Annotated in this window: 15 protein-coding genes, 1 tRNA gene and 1 other RNA gene; 9 read left to right on the forward strand and 8 right to left on the reverse strand. The window is 68.0% G+C overall.

The genetic code is table 11. The features are described 5' to 3' along the window. Positions 1 to 567: 567 nt before the first annotated feature. On the forward strand, positions 568 to 975 hold the full coding sequence (locus ABE571_RS15945) for a DUF6165 family protein (RefSeq protein ID WP_019185792.1): 408 nt from the start codon (positions 568 to 570) through the stop codon (positions 973 to 975). On the opposite strand, the gene ABE571_RS15950 is transcribed toward ABE571_RS15945, so the two are convergent. Continuing rightward, positions 954 to 2009: a glycosyltransferase family 9 protein gene (locus tag ABE571_RS15950; RefSeq protein WP_346494084.1), complete on the reverse strand. Its 1056-nt coding sequence runs from the start codon at positions 2007 to 2009 to the stop codon at positions 954 to 956. The genes ABE571_RS15945 and ABE571_RS15950 overlap by 22 nt on opposite strands. 21 nt (positions 2010 to 2030) lie before the next feature. Between ABE571_RS15950 and ABE571_RS15955 the strand changes: the two genes are divergently transcribed. From ABE571_RS15955 to ABE571_RS15965, 3 genes are read left to right on the forward strand one after another with little or no spacing between them, the layout of a single operon-like run. Beyond that, a complete protein-coding gene (locus ABE571_RS15955) occupies positions 2031 to 2780 on the forward strand; it encodes a 3-deoxy-D-manno-octulosonic acid kinase (RefSeq protein WP_313212245.1) in 750 nt (249 codons plus the stop codon). Beyond that, positions 2780 to 3547, forward strand: coding sequence for an MBL fold metallo-hydrolase (locus ABE571_RS15960; RefSeq protein ID WP_346463616.1), 768 nt, complete (start codon positions 2780 to 2782; stop codon positions 3545 to 3547). Before ABE571_RS15955 ends, ABE571_RS15960 begins: the two co-directional genes overlap by 1 nt. A gap of 2 nt (positions 3548 to 3549) precedes the next feature. Beyond that, positions 3550 to 3918, forward strand: a complete 369-nt coding sequence (locus tag ABE571_RS15965) for a nuclear transport factor 2 family protein (protein WP_313217372.1) — start codon at positions 3550 to 3552, stop codon at positions 3916 to 3918. A 44-nt stretch (positions 3919 to 3962) separates the two neighbouring features. Here the strand turns inward: ABE571_RS15965 and ffs are convergent. Beyond that, positions 3963 to 4059, reverse strand: an RNA gene (ffs, locus tag ABE571_RS15970) — signal recognition particle sRNA small type. Between the two features lie 278 nt (positions 4060 to 4337). Here ffs and ABE571_RS15975 point away from each other — a divergent pair. Next, positions 4338 to 4655 carry a multidrug efflux SMR transporter gene (locus ABE571_RS15975; RefSeq protein ID WP_346494087.1) on the forward strand — a complete coding sequence of 106 codons (318 nt, stop codon included), beginning with the start codon at positions 4338 to 4340 and terminating at the stop codon, positions 4653 to 4655. 90 nt (positions 4656 to 4745) lie between these two features. Here ABE571_RS15975 and ABE571_RS15980 read toward each other — a convergent pair whose 3' ends face one another. Both ABE571_RS15980 and ABE571_RS15985 read right to left on the reverse strand, forming a co-directional pair. Continuing rightward, a complete protein-coding gene (locus ABE571_RS15980) occupies positions 4746 to 5198 on the reverse strand; it encodes a GNAT family N-acetyltransferase (protein WP_346494089.1) in 453 nt (150 codons plus the stop codon). Between the two features lie 330 nt (positions 5199 to 5528). Beyond that, a tRNA-Ser gene (locus ABE571_RS15985) sits at positions 5529 to 5621 on the reverse strand. 136 nt (positions 5622 to 5757) lie between these two features. On the opposite strand from ABE571_RS15985, the gene dnaX reads away from it, so the two are divergent. From dnaX to ABE571_RS16005, 4 genes are all read left to right on the forward strand, one after another. Then, positions 5758 to 7764: a DNA polymerase III subunit gamma/tau gene (gene dnaX / locus ABE571_RS15990; protein WP_346494091.1), complete on the forward strand. Its 2007-nt coding sequence runs from the start codon at positions 5758 to 5760 to the stop codon at positions 7762 to 7764. Positions 7765 to 7770: 6 nt separating this feature from the next. Beyond that, positions 7771 to 8091, forward strand: coding sequence for a YbaB/EbfC family nucleoid-associated protein (locus tag ABE571_RS15995; RefSeq protein ID WP_019185335.1), 321 nt, complete (start codon positions 7771 to 7773; stop codon positions 8089 to 8091). A gap of 99 nt (positions 8092 to 8190) precedes the next feature. Then, positions 8191 to 8790 (forward strand): recombination mediator RecR, encoded by a 600-nt coding sequence (gene recR, locus ABE571_RS16000; protein ID WP_259261179.1) that lies wholly within the window; start codon positions 8191 to 8193, stop codon positions 8788 to 8790. Positions 8791 to 8871: 81 nt separating this feature from the next. After that, the gene (locus tag ABE571_RS16005) at positions 8872 to 9231 is read left to right on the forward strand and encodes a histidine triad nucleotide-binding protein (RefSeq protein ID WP_313212238.1); all 360 of its coding nucleotides are present in this window, start codon (positions 8872 to 8874) and stop codon (positions 9229 to 9231) included. Between the two features lie 56 nt (positions 9232 to 9287). On the opposite strand, the gene ABE571_RS16010 is transcribed toward ABE571_RS16005, so the two are convergent. The 4 genes from ABE571_RS16010 to ABE571_RS16025 are packed head-to-tail and all read right to left on the reverse strand — an operon-like array spanning position 9288 to position 13665. Continuing rightward, positions 9288 to 9812, reverse strand: coding sequence for a Slp family lipoprotein (locus ABE571_RS16010; RefSeq protein WP_019185338.1), 525 nt, complete (start codon positions 9810 to 9812; stop codon positions 9288 to 9290). After that, positions 9809 to 11761 (reverse strand): DUF3488 and transglutaminase-like domain-containing protein, encoded by a 1953-nt coding sequence (locus ABE571_RS16015; protein ID WP_346494093.1) that lies wholly within the window; start codon positions 11759 to 11761, stop codon positions 9809 to 9811. Before ABE571_RS16015 ends, ABE571_RS16010 begins: the two co-directional genes overlap by 4 nt. After that, positions 11754 to 12710 (reverse strand): DUF58 domain-containing protein, encoded by a 957-nt coding sequence (locus tag ABE571_RS16020; protein ID WP_346494095.1) that lies wholly within the window; start codon positions 12708 to 12710, stop codon positions 11754 to 11756. Before ABE571_RS16020 ends, ABE571_RS16015 begins: the two co-directional genes overlap by 8 nt. Position 12711: 1 nt before the next feature. Then, positions 12712 to 13665: a MoxR family ATPase gene (locus ABE571_RS16025; RefSeq protein ID WP_346494097.1), complete on the reverse strand. Its 954-nt coding sequence runs from the start codon at positions 13663 to 13665 to the stop codon at positions 12712 to 12714. Between the last annotated feature and the right edge of the window lie 37 nt (positions 13666 to 13702).

Here is a 13702-nt window from a genome sequence, read left to right on the forward strand (position 1 = left end):
ACGCAAAAAAGGCCACCCTTGGGGTGGCTTTTTTTGCGTGTCTGGCGGAGAGGGGGATGAAGCGAAGACGCGCCGGGGTTCGACGGATTCGCCAGGAGCGAATCCGGACAGACGAACGTCTGGCCCTGGAGCGCGCAAGCGCGGAAGGGCTGGGTGCATGGATGCACCCAGCAATCCCAATGAAGCGGCCACCCTGCATCCGAAGCCCTCAGCGGCATCACCGACATTCCCGGGCGCGTGGCGACGCGTTCATCCCCAACGGCGTCTCCAGCTATGGGAGGCGCGGCCCTGGAGCGCGCAAGCGCGGAAGGGCTGGGTGCATGGATGCACCCAGCAATCCCGGCAATGAAGCGGCCACCCCGCAGGCCACGCGACGTCATCGCGGTAGAGCCACGCCATGCGTGGCTGCCTCCCGCCGACCATCGCGCAGCCACGCACGGCGTGGCTCTACCCGATCACCGCGCAGCCACGCACGGCGTGGCTCTACCCGAGGGGCCGCACCCGCGCCCCACACCCCTCCAACATGCGCTCCGCTAAACTGCCCGCCTCACGTAACGGATCCCCACCATGACCGCTGAAATCCTCGTCCCCGTGTCCTTCGGTGAACTGCTCGACAAGATCTCGATCCTGCAGATCAAATCCGAGCGCATCAGCGACGAGGCCAAGCTGGCCAACATCCGCACCGAGCTGAGCGCGCTGGAAAAGACCTGGATGGCGCACCCGGCCGGGGTCAAGGACATCGCCCGCCTGCGTGCCGAGCTCAAGGCCGTCAACGAGCGCCTGTGGGACATCGAAGACAACATCCGCCTGCAGGACAAAGCCCAGGCCTTCGACGACCACTTCGTCGAACTGGCCCGCAGCGTCTACCAGCAGAACGATGAGCGTGCCCGCATCAAGAAGGACATCAACCTGGCGCTGGGCTCGCTCTACGTGGAAGAGAAGTCGTACAAGGATTACGCGCCGCGCGGGGCGTAATCGGCCACATAGCGCTCGAAGGCGGCAATGCCGTCCTCGACCGTGATCAGCTGCATCACGTCGTCGAACTCGACCTTCGCGCCCCACTTCAGTTCGCTGGCCGGCTTGCCCAGGAATCTGCGCGCGGCGTCGTCGTAGCGGTCCACGCAGTAGCGCCGGTCGGAGTAGGGGCCGCTGCGGTGCGGGTTGCTGGCCGCGTGCAGGCCCAGCACCTTGGTGCCCATCGCGTTGGCGATATGCATCGGGCCCGAATCGGGCGTCATTACCAGTGCGGCGCGCGCCAACAGCGCGGGCAGCTGCTTGAGGGTGTCCTTGCCGACCAGATCCAGCGCCGGGGTGGTCAGCTGCGCCTGGATGGCATCGGCCATGCCGCGCTCCAGATCGCTACGCCCACCGCACAGCACCACCCGCCAGCCGCGCGCGGTGGCGTGGTTGGCGACGGCCGCATAGCGGTCGGCATACCAGTTGCGGCGCACGTGGCTGGAGCAGGGCGAAATCATCAGCACCGGGCGGCCATCGTCGGCCCACTGGGCATTGGCCCACTCGAACGCCGCCGGCGGCACGGCCAGATCCCAGCTGACCTCGGCCTGTTTCAGGCCGAGCGGCTCGCAGAAGCTGCCGATCGCGTCGAGCACGTGGATGCCCGGGCGGTCGGGGATGCGTTCATTGATAAACAGCCCGTGAAGGTCCTTGGAGCGCGATCTGTCGTAGCCGATGCGGCGCTTGGCCGGCACGAAGGCAGACAGCACGTTGGCGCGGAAGGCGACCTGCATCTGCAGCAGCGCATCGAAACGCCCCGCAGGGAGGCTCTCGCGCAGGGCGCGCATGCCGGCCAGGCCGGTCTTCTTGTCGTAGCTGTGGAAGGTCACGCCCGGCAGCCCGTCGAGCAGCTTGTGGCCGGCCTTGTCGATGATCCAGTGCAGCGACACGCCGGGATCGGCCTGCTGCAGGGTGCGCACCAGCGGCACCACATGGGTCACGTCCCCCAGCGCGGACAAACGCAAAAGACACAAGGAAGAGGACGTTGGTGCCATGGTGTTGTTAGACTCGAAGGAATGGTCGCATTCGACGCCACTGAAGCGCTGACGCCCTGCCGCGATGGACGCGGTATCGGTGCCATTCTGTTCGACCGCGAAGCCTTGCGGCAAGCCGAGATGAGCCTGTTCGCGCCGGCCCACTGGGGCGAGCGGGCACGACCGGTCGCCGATGGCGGCCGCGGCGGCGCCTGGTTCGTCGATGCCCCCTTCGGTCATGCCGTGCTGCGCCAGTACCTGCGCGGCGGCCTGGCGGCCAAGCTCAGCCGGGACCACTACCTCTGGCGCGGCGCCAACCGCACCCGCAGTTTTGCCGAATTCCGGCTGATGCGCGCCCTGCACGCGCAGAAGCTGCCGGTGCCGCGGCCGATCGCCGCGTTCTACATGCGCGAAGGCCTGCGCTACAAAGCGGCGATCCTGATGGAGCGGCTGGAGGGCGTGCGCTCGCTGGCCGATCGGGCGCTGGTCGCCGGGCGCGGCGCTCCCTGGGAAGAGACCGGCCGGCTGATCGCGCGCTTCCATCGCGCCGGGCTGGACCATGCCGATCTCAATGCCCACAACATTCTGTTCGACGCCAACGGCCACGGGTGGCTGATCGATTTCGATCGCGGCGTGCTGCGCATTCCCGCTACCCGCTGGCGCGAACGCAATCTCAAGCGGCTGCTGCGCTCGCTGATCAAGCTGCGCGGTGAGCGCAGCCATGAGGATGTCGAGAAGGACTACGCACGGCTGCGCCGCGCCTACGACCTGGCCTGGAACCGGGGTTACTGATGGACTGGGCATTGCGTTTCATGGGGGTCGGCAATGCGTCGGCCGTGCAGCTGGGTTCGCCGATGGCGGTGATCGAGCGCGATGGCCGCCCGTGGCTCACCATCGATTGCGGCGGGGAAGGGCTGACCGCCTTCCAGGCGCACTACGGGCATGTGCCGCAGGCACTGTTCGTCACCCATGTGCACCTGGACCATGTCGCCGGTTTCGAACGCCTGTTCGTGGATGCGTATTTCTCGCCGCAGCGTCGCGGGCGCATCCGCCTCTACGTGCCGGCGACGGTCGTGCCGCTGCTGCACAAGCGCGTGGCCGATTACCCGAATGTGCTGGCCGAGGGCGGTGCGAACTTCTGGGATGCGTTCCAGCTGATCGTGGTCGGCGAGGCGTTCTGGCATGACGGCGTGCGTCTGGAAGTCTTCCCGGTGCGTCATCACTGGCCGGAAACCGCCTATGGCCTGCGCCTGAAGGGTGCGGTCACCTGGAGTGGTGATACCCGCCCGATTCCGGAAATGCTGGCGCGCTACGCCGACGACAACGAACTGATCGCCCACGACTGCGGCCTGCACGGCAATCCCTCGCACACCGGTGTGGACGACCTGGAGCGTGAGTACACGCCCGAGCTGCAGGCGCGGATGATGCTCTATCACTACGCCAGCGAGACGGACGGCGAGGCGCTGCGCCAGCGTGGCCACCGTGTGGCCCTGCCCGGTGAGCGTGTGGCGCTGGCCACCCCGACCGCCATGCATGTGCTGGCCCAGGATCCGCCCTGAGCATGGACGACGCGCTGGCCGCCCAGCTGCAGGCGCTCGAACGCGCGTTGCATGCGCCGGCGGTTCGCGGTGATGTCGCGCAGTTGGCGGCGCTGTTGGATGATGACTTTCGCGAGATCGGCAGCTCGGGCACCTGTTTCGACCGTGCTGCTGCGTTGGCCGAGCTTCCGCGTGAGCGCGCGCAGGTGGAGATCGTGTCCTGCGATTATGACGTCGCTCTGCTGGCCCCGACGCTGGCGCAGGTGCGCTACCGCAGCTGGTATGTGATCGAAGGGGTGCGCCAACGTGAGGTGCTGCGCAGCTCGCTGTGGCGGCTGCACGGCGAGGCATGGCGGGTGGTGTTTCATCAGGGCACGCCCGCGGCGCCTTGAGCGGCAGCATCGCGAAGGAAAACAGGGGGCCCAAAAAGGTGGCGGCCCCGCCGGCTGACCTCGGCGCCCGCGTCGATCGATACCGTTGCTGCCTTCCGGCCCTGGCGGGATTTTCGACCTAGCGTCGCGAGGGGCCGACGGGGCCACCATAGAGACGTTCCGGCTGCAGGGCGATCAGGGATCAGCCAGCCGCAGGCGGAAGGTGCACCGCAGGAACAGGCCCGGCAGTGCAGTCGCGCATTCTAGCGCATGCGTGGCACGCAGTGCCAGACGCGGAGGCTGAATCCCGTGTAGCCCGCCGTGACACGGAGCGGCCAATGTGCGGGCGGGTTGCTAAAATGCGCGGCACAGGAGGAACGGCCTCCCCCATTTCGGGAATCACTGACCAGGACGGCCTGGCCCCCATCAAGGAGGGCCGCATGGCCTGGATCTATCTGTTGGCAGCGGGTGTACTGGAAATCGTCTGGGCGTTCTCGATGAAGCAGTCCGAGGGGTTCAGCAAGCTCACCCCCTCGATCATCACCCTCGTCACCATGATCGCCAGCTTCTGGCTGCTGTCATTGGCAATGCGCACGTTGCCGCTGGGCACCGCGTACACGATCTGGACCGGCATCGGCGCGGTCGGCGCGTTCGTGATCGGCATTAGCTTCCTCGGCGAGCAGGTCAGCGCGATGCGGATTGCCGCAGCGGTGTTGATCGTGAGCGGGTTGGTGTTGATGAAGTTGAGCAGCAGCTGAGGCGTTCAAAATGCACGCTGCGCGCTCGGGGGTAGAGCCACGCCATGCGTGGCTGACGTAACCCTGACGCACTCCAATCACTGGCGCCGCTCAACGTGGCGCCAGTTCGAGTGCCATCTCCACCGCATCCAGCCCGGGGCCATGCCCATCGGGGGTGATGTGGGTGACGACGAAGCCGAGGCCGGCGTAGAACGCCTGCGTGTGCTGGCTGGTGCTGAGCGTGATGCGCTGGGCGCCGAGTGTTCTTGCGTGGGCCAGCCGCGCGTGGGAGAGCTGCGCGCCCAGGCCTTGGCGATGACGGGTGCGGTCGACCATGCCCCAGCAGAAGGCCGCGGTGTGTTCGTTGTCGAGGGCCAGGCCGCCGCAGGCGACAAGGTGGCCGTTGTGGTCGATGACCAGATAGTCGTGGGCGCGGTGTGGGTGGAGCAGGTAAGTGGCGAAGTCGTGGCGTTCGTGTGGGGCGAAGTAACGCGGCACGTTGCTGTCGAACAGTGCCAGACAGGCGGGGGCGTCGGTTGGGGTGTAGGGGCGCAGGGTGGGCATGGGGGGACTTTGGCATGGGTTGGCTGCGCAAAGAGCAGCCGACCAGCGGTCGGCTCTACCGTTAGCGGTGGCGACGCAGAGGCTTCGGATGCAGGGTGGCCGCTTCATTGGGATTGCTGGGTGCATCCATGCACCCAGCCCTTCCGCGCTGACGCGCTCCAGGGCCAGCCGTTCGGCTGTCCGGATTCGCTCCTGGCGAATCCGTCGAACCCCCGGTCGGGGGTTCTCATCCCCCTCTCCATGGTTTCGCGCGCTGCTATCGGAGCCGGATGAATGACGAACGTGAGAAATGCAAAAGGCCGCCCCGAGGGGCGGCCTTTTGCATTTGTCTGGCGGAGAGAGGGGGATTCGAACCCCCGAAGCGCGGTTTAGACGCTTACACACTTTCCAGGCGTGCTCCTTCAACCGCTCGGACACCTCTCCGGACCTGCCGCAATAACCCGCTGCAGGGGCGCAGATTCTAGCGGGGGAATCGGAATCGCACAAGCGGTTCGTCACAGGGGGCAGGGGGGCTGGACAGGCGTGGCACAATGGTCGTCCCGATGAAGACGGTGGCCTGATGTCCTATCTCGTCCTTGCCCGCAAGTGGCGTCCGAAGCGTTTTGCCGAGCTGGTGGGCCAGGAACACGTGGTCCGTGCGCTCAGCAATGCGCTGGACAGCGGCCGGGTGCACCATGCGTTCCTGTTTACCGGCACCCGCGGGGTCGGCAAGACCACCATTGCCCGTATTTTTGCCAAGTCGCTGAACTGCGAGCAGGGCACCAGCGCCGATCCGTGCGGCCAGTGTCCGGCCTGCCTGGATATCGACTCCGGCCGCTACATCGATCTGCTCGAGATCGATGCTGCGTCCAATACCGGTGTGGATGATGTCCGCGAGGTGATCGAGAACGCCCAGTACATGCCCTCCCGGGGCAAGTACAAGGTCTACCTGATCGACGAAGTGCACATGCTGTCCAAGGCGGCGTTCAATGCGCTGCTCAAAACGCTGGAAGAGCCGCCGGAGCATGTGAAGTTCCTGCTGGCCACCACCGATCCGCAGAAGCTGCCGGTGACGGTGCTCTCGCGCTGCCTGCAGTTCAACCTGAAGCGGTTGGACGAGGACCAGATCCAGGGCCAGATGACCAAGATCCTGGCGGCCGAGGAGATCGAGTCCGACCCGACCGCCATCGTGCAGTTGGCCAAGGCGGCCGATGGCAGCCTGCGTGACGGCCTGTCGCTGCTGGACCAGGCGATCGCCTATGCCGGCGGCGCGCTGCGCGAAGACGTGGTGCGCGCGATGCTGGGTACGGTCGACCGCACCCAGGTCGCCGCGATGCTGGATGCGCTCGCCGATGGCGATGGTCCGCGCCTGCTGCAGACGGTGGCCCTGCTGGCCGAGTTCTCGCCGGACTGGAGCGGGGTGCTCGATGCCCTGGCCGAAGCCCTGCACCGGATCCAGGTGCAGCAGCTGGTGCCCGGCGCCGCGACGGCAGGCGAGGGGATCGATGCCGAGGCCTTCGCCCAGCGCCTGCGCCCGGAAGTGGTCCAGCTCTGGTATCAGATGGCCTTGGGCGGTCGTCGTGACCTGCACCTGGCCCCGAGCCCGCGCGCCGGGTTCGAGATGGCCGTGCTGCGCATGCTGGCGTTCCGTCCGGCCGCCGCCGTACCGCCGGTGCCCCGCGATCCGGGCACCGGCACCGAAGTGAACAGTGGTGGCCAGGCCAGCGGCCAGGGCACCGGCATGGCCGCTGCGGCAGCGAGCGCGGCTTCTGCATCGGTCGTGGCGCCGGCCAAGGCGAGCGCCCCCGTCGCTCAGCCGGCCCCGGTGGCGCCCGTGGTTGCTCCCGTCTCTGCGGCGCCTGAGCCCGCACCGCCGGCGCCGAAACAACCTGTCCCGGCCCCGGCAGCCGTCGAGCCGGTCAAACCGTCCAAACCAAGCGTCTCAGCCCCCGCGGCCGACGACGATCTGCCGCCGTGGCACCGTGAAAGCGATGTCGCCGATCGCGACGAAGCGCTGGCTGCTGAAATGGCCACCCCGGATGCGGCCATGGTCGCCCCGTGGGAAGCGCCGGCCGAGCGGACCGTGGCACCGGCTGCTCCCGCGCCTGCACGGGAAGCTTCCGCCCCGGTGTCCCGCCCGGAGGGCATCGCCATCGCCCCCTCGGCGCCGGAGACCGCGCCCTCGGACGCCCAGGGCGACCTGACCGCCGATGCGTGGCTGGAACTGGTCGCCGGCAGCCAGCTCAATGGCCCGTCCAAACAGCTGGCCGCGCACTCGGCGTTCATCAGCTACCAGCACGGCGTCTTGAAACTGGCGATTTCGCCCGGATTTGAGTACTTGAGTTCGGACCGCTCGCAGGCGGCGCTGATCGCGGCGTTGACCGGCCCCTTGGGGCAGGCCCCGCGCCTGGTGATCGATACCGGTGCAGCCGGTGCCGAGACCCTGCATCAGCGCGCTGACCGTCAGCGTGGCGAACGCCAAACGGCGGCGGAAGCCGCTTTCATGGCCGATCCTTCGGTGCAGTTGCTGGTCCAGCAACACGGTGCCCGGGTCGTCGCCGATTCCATTCGTCCTTTTGAAGAGTAAAGACCCATGCGCGGCAATATCGCCCAACTGATGCAGCAGGCCCAGAAGATGCAGGAGAACCTGCAGAAGGCCCAGGAAGACCTCGCCAAGCTGGAAGTGACCGGCAGCGCCGGCGGCGGCATGGTCAGCGTGACCCTGACCGGCACCAAGGAATGCCGCAAGGTGCGCATCGATCCGTCGGTGCTGTCCGATGCGGAAATGACCGAAGATCTGGTGGCCGCCGCGTTCAACGATGCCTCCAACAAGATCGACGCCGAGTCGAAGAACCGCATGGGTTCGGCGACCGCCGGCATGCAGCTGCCCCCGGGCATGAAGCTGCCGTTCTGACCCACCGCCTGCGCCGGGTGTCTGCCTGGCGCGACCGTGGTGACCGCGCCGCGAAGCCTTCGGGCTTCGCGCGCTTGTTTCTGAGATGAGCGATCCGCCATGAGCCTGCCCCTGCTCGAACAATTGATCGAGGCCTTCCGCGTGTTGCCGGGCGTGGGCCAGAAGACCGCCCAGCGCATGGCGTACCACGTGCTGGAGCGCGAGCGCGAGGGCGGCCAGAAGCTGGCCGAGGTGCTGGCCAAGGCGATCGAGCGGATCGGGCATTGCGAACAGTGCCGGGATTTCAGCGAGACCGAGATCTGTGCGGTCTGCGCCAACGGCAGCCGCGAGCGCCAGCAGCTGTGCGCGGTGGAATCACCGGCCGATCGCCTGGCGATCGAAACGGCCACCGGGTTCCGTGGAGTGTACTTCGTGCTGCAGGGGCGGTTGTCGCCGCTGGATGGCATCGGTCCGCGCGAGCTGGGCCTGGATCAGCTGGAGGCGCGCCTGAAGCAAGGCGAGGTCAACGAGTTGATCATCGCCACCAGTGCCACCGTGGAAGGCGAAGCGACCGCGCATTACCTGGCGCAGATGGCGCGCAGCTACAAGGTGCGGCCCAGCCGCCTCGCGCAGGGTCTCCCGCTGGGGGGCGAACTGGAATACGTGGATCGCGGCACGCTGTCGCACGCGTTCGGCACGCGTACTGAAGTGCAGGAATGACGCGGCGCACCGCGCGGCAATGATCGAAACCGGGGGCGCATCCGCGCTACTCTCCAGGGCCCTGTTCCACGAGGTGCCCTCATGAGCCACGACACCCTGTTCGGCAAGATCATCCGCCGCGAAATTCCGGCCACCATCGTCTACGAAGACGAGGACGTGCTCGGCTTCAAGGACATCGCCCCACAGGCGCCGGTGCACGTGTTGTTCATTCCCAAGCACGAGGCGATCCCGACCCTGGATGACGTGCGCCCGGAGCAGGCACACCTGATCGGCAAGCTGGCGATGGCCGCCGCGGACTACGCGCGCCGCGAAGGTTTCGCGCAGGACGGCTACCGCATCGTCATGAACTGCCGCGAGCATGCCGGGCAGACCGTGTTCCATATCCACCTGCACCTGCTGGCCGGTGCCCCGCTGGGCCACTTCGGCACGGCAAACGGCTGATCCGGCCGCGCGCAAACAAAAACGCCGCCCGAGGGCGGCGTTGCTGCGTCAGCGTGTTACCACCAGCCCCAGCCACGGTAGCCCCAGCCCGGACCCCAGCCCGGGCCCCACGGGCCGTAGGGGTAGGCGGGCACCACATCCACCTGGCGCTGTTCCGGCCACAGGTAGATGACGTCGGCGTCCAGTTTCGGCAGGCGGTAGTCGTACTCGCCGATGCGGGTGTTCTCGTAGCCGCCGATCTTGCCGATGAAGGTCACATCGCGGCCCGGCTCGAACACCGCCGGATCGTAGAAGCCGGCACGGCAGGCGATGAAGCGGCCGTCACTGGCGTCGGCCGAGGTGGTGCTCGGGCGGCCACTGCCGTTGAGCGGGCGCGAAATCATCTGGAAGCAGGTCTGGCCCTGGCCCGGATTGGTTTCGATGATGCGACCACCCCAACGTACCGGGGTGCCCACCTGCTGGGTGGGAACCGCGTCGCGCGGGCTGACCATACTGAACTGCCCCTGCAACGGCTTGGGCGCGGTGGCGCAGGCAGCCAGTGCCAGAGAGGCAGCAAGGGGAAGCAGGATTTGAATCTTCATGGGGATGCTCCGGAGGTCGGGCGATGCCTGCGCAGGTCGCGCAATAATGAAGTGAGGTCGACGTCAGCGCCAGCGTAGCGCGCCTGGACGAAACGCGCGCTGAGCGACAGCAGCGCAGGATCGGGTCGCTGCCGGTCCACCCGACGCGCCCACTCGTCAGCGGGTTCGGCGCTGGCGCGGGACAGCCCATAGCGTGCGTACCGGCGTCCCAGCCGATGCCAAGCCCGCAACAGCGGGTCGCGCTCGCGTTCGCCCCGGGCCAGCAGCCATGCCATCCAGCCTAGCGCGGCCAGTGCGAAGACGATGAAAATTCCCACCAGCTGGCTCGGATCCAGCCGCTCGAAACCAAACGGTTTAAGAAGCTGCTGCTGACGGTTGGCATCGAAGGACAGGACCAGGTCGTTCCAGCCCCGGCGCAGCCAGTCGCCCATCTGCCCGATCTGCAGCCATCGGCTGTCCAGCGTGGCGCCGGCAGCGCCGGCCCCCAGCCGGTCCTCAAGCGTGTCGTAAACGCGCTCCGGCGCAACGGCGGCGGTCGGATCGACCCGCACCCAGCCGCGGCCCGGCAGCCACACTTCGGCCCAGGCATGTGCGTCCATCCGGCGCAGCACCCAGTAGTCGCCATATGGGTTGCGGATGCCGCCCGCGAAGCCGGTCACCACCCGCGCCGGGATGCCTGCATTGCGCATCAATACGACGAACGAGGAGCTGAAGTGCTGGCAGAAGCCGGCCTGCTGATCGAACAGGAATTCGTCCGCGCCATCGCGACCGGGCTCGGGCGTGTCCAGGGTGTAGACGAAACGCGCGCGCACCCAGTCCAGCGCGCGCTGCACGATCGCGGCATCGTTGCTGCCGGCGTCCTGTCGCCACTGCCGGGCCAGCGCTGCCGTGCGCGGATTCAAGCCGTCGGGCAACTGCAGCGCAAGGCGCCGCGCGTCAGGCGTCAGCGCTTCGGTATAGGCCACCGCCGGTGCGGAGGTCAGCCGCCAACGGGTCAGTGCGTTCAACGCCGCGTGGCTGCGCAGGCTGTGGTTGGCATCCAGGTCGCTGCCGGGCGGTGCCTGCAGCGGAAGATCCAGCGCGACCAACTGGCGGCGATCGGTCGGCTCGTAATCGATCTGGTAGTCCCACTGCGTGCTGGCGTGGGTCACGGCGGCCGGCGCACGCTCGATCTGCCGCCGGTCCTGCTCCCAGCGCTTGCCATCGAAATGGGTCAGTACCGGCCCGCGCCAGTAACGTTGCTGTGGCGCGGGGATCGCGCCGAAGAACTGCACGCGAAGCGCCGGGGTGTCATCGGCCATCAGGTCCAGCCACTCCCCGGGCTCCATCGTGTCGGACAGGCCGGGTTTGCCCACCGCGCGATCCGGGATGCCCCAGAGCGGTTCGCTCAACCGCGGGAACAGCCAGAAACCGGCCAGGGCCAGCGGCAGGCCGAGCAGCACCAACCGGCCGATGCCGCGCAACTGGCGTTTGAGGGGCGCTGGCGGTGCCTGTCCCTCCAGGTGTGCCAGGCGTTGCAGGGCGAGCAGTGCGACCAGGCCGGCCAGCACGGCCAGCGTCATCGTCAACGGGCCTTGGTCGAGCAGGAACGCCGCGAACGGGCCGAACAGCCCGAAGCCGACCAGGCTGCGGGCATCGCGCAGGCTGCGCAGCTCGCTGGATTTCAGCGCGAGCATTGCTGCCAGCAGCGCGCAGCCGGTGTCGCGGCCAGGCCGTGGACCCATCTGCCAGTAAATGGCGGCCAGCATGGCGAGCACCGGCAACAGGCGCAGGGCGCCCGGCAACAGTCGCTGCCGCGAGGCCAGCGCGGTCAGCAGTGCGACACTGGCGATGACGGCGGCCAGCACGGTGGGCAGCTGCAGCAGCAGCGGCAACAGGCCCAGCGCCGCGCTGGCCAGCGTCCAGTAGCGCGCACCGGAACTGAGCAGGGACACGGGCCGGTCAGTCATGAGGCAACAGCGCCAGTGCGCGCTGGCACAGGTGGTGATGGGCGCTGCCGTTGCCAGGCCCGAGCACCGGTTGGCCCGGCAGCTTGAGCGTGTAGCGGCGGCCTTCGCGTTCGGCCAGGTCGATCCAGCGCGCCATGCGTGCGATCCGTGCTTCGGTGCCCAGCGGTGCCAGGTGCCACCAGTCCAGCACGATCTCCAGCCCGACCGGCTTTTCGTACTCGCGCACCAACAGGGTGTCGCGTCGCGCGGAGTGTTTCCACGCGATGCTGCGCATCGGATCGCCAGCGCGATACGGGCGCAGCTGATGCAGCTCCTCGCCGCTGGCATGCACGCGGGTATGCAGTGGGTCGCCGCCGCTTTCCGGCAGGGAGGGTGCGTGCGTTTCCGGTGCCGCATAGACCAGCAACGGGGTTTCCGGCCAGACCCACGACCACGCGCGCACCAGGCCGAGCGGTTGCGTGGTGGCGATGCGGATGCGGGCCAGGTCGAACCAGCCGCGCCGGTGCGTGGGCAGCGCGAGATCCACTTCGATCTGGTCGCTGTCGATCAGGTGCCCGAACGCGGCCACGCCCTCGTGCTCCACCTGCAGGCCGCGCCGGGCGCGGGTATCGGCGCGCGACAGACTGATGCGCAGCCGCAACGGCGCGCCCGCGGTGACCGGCTCGGCGGAGACCGCATCCACCTGCAATCCGGACAGCTGCAGGTGCGCGCTGATCGCACTGGCGATGCTGACGGTCGCCAGCAACAAGGCCAGCAGCAGCGCAGGATTGTTGTTGTAGTTCAGCGCGCCGAGCAGCATCGCCGACAGCAGCGCGGCGACGAACAGCCCGAACCGCGTCGGCAGCACATAGATGCGGCGCCGGTCGAACCGGCACGGCAGGTGCTCGGGGTGGCGCGGTCGCGCCAGATGTTGCAGTTGCTGCCAGCGGGCTCCCCAGCCGCGGCGCATCTCAGTCGACCTGCACGGTCTGGAGGATGGCGCGGGCCAGTGCCGGCCCGTTGCCGGCTTCGGCCTCGGGCACCAGGCGATGCCCGGCCACTGCCACGAACAGGGTCTGCACGTCTTCGGGCACCACATGCGCGCGGCCGAGCAGCAGCGCATGCGCCTTGGCGGCGCGCAGCAATGCCAGCCCGGCACGCGGCGACAGGCCCACGCGCACCCCGGCGTGCTGGCGGCTGCGGGCGAGCAGGGCCTGCACATAGGTGATCAACGCCTCGCTGGCATGCACCTGACCAGCCGCCTCGCGCAGCGTGCGCACGTCCACTTCGCTAAGGCGCGCGGTGGCCTGCGCGATCAGATGGCGGCGATCGGTGCCGCGCAGCAGCTCGCGTTCCGATTCCGGATTGGGGTAGCCCAGGGCCAACCGCAGCAGGAAACGATCCAGCTGCGAGTCCGGCAGCGGGAACGTGCCGGAGAGGTCGACCGGGTTCTGGGTGGCGATGACGAAGAACGGATCCGGCAGCGGATGGGTCACGCCATCCAGGGTGACCTGCTGCTCGGCCATCGCTTCCAGCAGCGCACTCTGGGTACGCGGCGGCGCACGGTTGATCTCGTCGGCCAGCAACACATGCGTGAACACCGGGCCCGGGTGGAACTGGAACTGGCGGCTGCCGGCGTCATACACCGAGACGCCAAGCACATCGGCCGGCAGCAGGTCAGAGGTGAACTGCACCCGCTGGAAGCCCAGCCCGAGGCTGGAGGCCATGGCATGGGCGAGGGTGGTCTTGCCCAGCCCGGGCAGGTCCTCGATCAGCAGATGGCCGCCGGAGAGCAGCGCCACGAACGCCAGCCGCACCTCCTGCGCCTTGCCCAGCACCAGCCCGTTGACCTGATCCTGGGCGGCGCGAAGGGACTGTCGCAGTACATCGGTTAGCATGGCTGGCACGGGGGGCGAATGATCCATGTCCGTCTCGATTCGATGATTCCACTGATTCTATAGA

Source organism: Stenotrophomonas sp. TWI273, from assembly GCF_039674765.1.
Classification (GTDB): Bacteria; Pseudomonadota; Gammaproteobacteria; order Xanthomonadales; family Xanthomonadaceae; genus Stenotrophomonas.